The organism is Candidatus Endomicrobiellum cubanum (assembly GCF_031278955.1).
GTDB lineage: Bacteria > Elusimicrobiota > Endomicrobiia > Endomicrobiales > Endomicrobiaceae > Endomicrobiellum > Endomicrobiellum cubanum.
Map to the genome: position 1 here is coordinate 1 of NZ_JAITJM010000045.1, position 3,141 is coordinate 3,141.

General features: G+C 29.3%; 4 protein-coding genes, 1 tRNA gene and 1 pseudogene. 1 reads left to right on the plus strand and 5 read right to left on the minus strand.

Annotated features, from left to right (window positions below; genetic code table 11):
* Positions 1–394 precede the first annotated feature (394 nt).
* Complete coding sequence (locus LBD57_RS04100; RefSeq protein WP_373470061.1) at positions 395–682, plus strand: hypothetical protein; 288 nt, start codon at positions 395–397, stop codon at positions 680–682.
* A gap of 414 nt (positions 683–1,096) precedes the next feature.
* Here LBD57_RS04100 and LBD57_RS04105 read toward each other — a convergent pair whose 3' ends face one another.
* The 5 genes and pseudogenes from LBD57_RS04105 to LBD57_RS04125 form a co-directional block, all read right to left on the minus strand.
* Positions 1,097–1,699, minus strand: a complete 603-nt coding sequence (locus LBD57_RS04105) for a hypothetical protein (protein WP_373470062.1) — start codon at positions 1,697–1,699, stop codon at positions 1,097–1,099.
* A gap of 89 nt (positions 1,700–1,788) precedes the next feature.
* On the minus strand, positions 1,789–2,064 hold the full coding sequence (locus LBD57_RS04110; protein WP_373470063.1) for a hypothetical protein: 276 nt from the start codon (positions 2,062–2,064) through the stop codon (positions 1,789–1,791).
* Positions 2,065–2,147: 83 nt separating this feature from the next.
* Positions 2,148–2,222, minus strand: a tRNA-Cys gene (locus LBD57_RS04115).
* Between the two features lie 96 nt (positions 2,223–2,318).
* On the minus strand, positions 2,319–2,603 hold the full coding sequence (locus LBD57_RS04120) for a hypothetical protein (protein ID WP_373470064.1): 285 nt from the start codon (positions 2,601–2,603) through the stop codon (positions 2,319–2,321).
* Positions 2,604–2,780: 177 nt separating this feature from the next.
* Positions 2,781–3,141 (minus strand): annotated as a pseudogene (locus tag LBD57_RS04125) (hypothetical protein); the annotation flags it as partial.

The window sequence follows — 3,141 nt, forward strand, 5'->3', positions numbered from 1 at the left end:
AGTAATATTTAATAGTTATCTTTAAAAAAATACCCTACACTAAAAACAAGCAAGTAAAAATTCGTTTCATATTGGAATTATCATAAAAAGATCATAAAAGAACCCTGCACTAGAGAAAAAAACTAGAGAAAAAAAAATAATATAGAAGTTACTAGTTTTACTAAGCATGGTTTAAATAGAGTAATAGAACGATGGATTAAACCAGAAGCTATTTTAGATAGTTTAAAAAATCCTTTAAAAATTGGTGAGGTTATTGTTGATAAATATGGACGCCAGAGTCAACGTTTTATAGGTAAAAGTAGTGAAGTTGTTGTTAATCCATAAACAGGACAAATTATATCAGTTAATAAGACATCTTCGAAAAAATCTATCAAACTTCAAAACAATAAAAACAATGGTAATTAAGTTAAATAAAACTCATATTAATTATTTAATAAATATTCTTTTGAAAGATTCTAAAGGACTAAATAAAGAATTACATATTACTGAAGAAGATACAGTAATATTAAATCAAGGAGTAAAGTTTATTACTATTCAAGTTGATGATGGTATAGCTGACAAAATTCGTAATTTAGTTTGTAATGAACTACAAACCAGCGGTTTTGATGTTAATTATGAGTTAACACCAAATGGGAAAATTTTGGAAGAATTAATAGATATATTTGGGGAATCTTATAAATAATTTTATCATTCTGGATTTTATTCTGGTTCAGGGTTCTTTTTGCGATTATCAGTCTAAAGAAAAAGAAATTTAATGATAAGAGAATATATCGTCCAGTTTATCAGTTGATTTCATATAAGAACAAGATAAAAAAAGAACCCTGCACCAGAATTCTTTCGTGAGGTGATAAATAAGCATGTGCCTTGAACATAGTGTTTATGTTTATGCATAATTCTCCTTTATTCTGTATTCTGAAAGTCAAGTTACGATTAATATTAAAGTTTAAGGTTAAGTTAAGTTTTAAACTTCTTTGCTTAAAGTTCCTCAATCGTATCGTAATCGTATGGAGAAGAATTATGTTTCGCACTCAACTAGTAGATAAATGAACTCCTGAACAGAAAAAAATAGAACAATACATGTTTGACAACATGTAATCTATAAAGCTACGCATGTAGCGTTGTGCCAATCATCTAATAACTCAATATTTTTCTGTAGACTATAGGAATATGTTTTGCCACTTATCAAAAGATAAACAAAAAAATCTAAAAAAGGGATATATTTATAATATTTAATAGATTGAAAAAACCAAAGTTTATTTTGGGGTAATACTAAAGGAAAAGCAATCTTTACGTTATTATAATAAAAAAAGAAATTAGGTTTTAAAATAAAATCTGTTGTAACGTATGAATACGATTTCAAAAAATCTTCATTTATAATGTGTATTCTTTTATCAAAAACCTTTGTTTTATCTCCTATGTAAATTACTTTCAGATTATCTAATTTAGTTTTTTTGAAAAAATCAGTGTCTATAATGCAAAAATCTTCTATTTTAGATCCATTAGAAATAACTAATTCCTTAAAATTTTCGATTAAACTATTAAATGACATTGTATATGATGGCAGAATTATATTACACAACATAAATAAGCTATTATCGTTAAAATAGATCTGTGCCATTTCTACAGCTTCTTTGTGTGTATCATTTATATGAACAGGTAAATTCCCAAGCTTTATTAAGCTACGTATTTTAAACTTCACTAAGCGAACTTTATCAAGAGAATCACAAAGAAATATATAGATTCTTGTATAATTATTTTTATAACATATCGATGCTTTGACATCAGATGCTAGATTTTAGTATCTTCAATCCACTTTTCTCCCCGATATTGAATTTGTTTTAGATTAAACAAACCATTAAAATTTAATTTTAATTCCTTTTTATAAATAATGAAACCATATTGTAATAACATTTGTTCGATTTGATTATCATAACTTTTAGGCATACACGGATACACATTAACTATATATGTATTCCTGTTATGTTCAACATATTCTAATGCCTCAAAATCCATAAGCCAATTATTATAATTTTTGCGATTAAAATATTGGTAACATATCTGCATAATATGTATATCTTGAAAAGATGTTAACCTTGCCCTGCTACATCTAATAAACTTTAATTACCAAAACATTTTGACAATAACATTGGAGGCTCGAGTCGGATTTGAACCGGCGCATAAAGGTTTTGCAGACCTCTGCCTTACCACTTGGCTATCGAGCCGTTTTTCTAACGATCTAAAAAAAAGCAAGGATACAATTAGAAAACCTTATTGATAAATAAGCCTAGTTACATACTGCAAGCTAGGCTTATTTATCATCAAAACGAGGTATGGACACGAAGTAATCCTGTTGCAAAAAGATTTGGAAAATGAAGCTGTGCCTCACTTTCGAGATCTAACAAACGCTTTTGATAATAACTTTTTAAAAAGTCATCCCCTTCTGCAAGAACTTTTTTCAACTGCTCATGCAAAAAAGTTAATTCATGAACGATTAACTTACGTTCTAACTCAACACAACATATTTTCGTATTTTTTACCTCTACCAAAAGAACACAACCACTGTTCTGACAAGAACAGTCGCACAATTCTTTTTGCTCTTCCATACTGACCTCCATATAATTAGTATGGTGAAACCTTGACTGTATCCTTACAATTAAAAAGGAAGGACATCATTGTCCTTCCAAACCCAACTTTAAACGATTACTGCGAAAAATTACTCTTCCAGTAACCCTAACACCTTATTCATCTCTTTCAAGACAAATACCTCTGCCTGACTGTCCTTAAAAACTCCATAATAACCCCAAAACTTCATCCATCTCTTGCAAAATGATTGATTTTTCGTGATTATTAAATTCCTTAGACTTGAGCACTCCACTTAAGGTTGCTAAGGCTCTTGGTGTAGCCAAATCATTTTCCAAAAATCCCCAGAACTCAGTCATCACAGAATCAACTTTTTCACGATCAACGCTGTCAGCATCTGTAACTGATGCTTTAAATTCTTGGTATTTTTTATTCAACTTCTCAACAAAAGATTGCGAAGAATCTAATCCTTCAAAGTTAAAATTCATCGGCTTACGATATAGACCTGTCAAAATTAGATGACGATAAGCCTCTGGCTTATAACCCTTCTCTAACAGGACA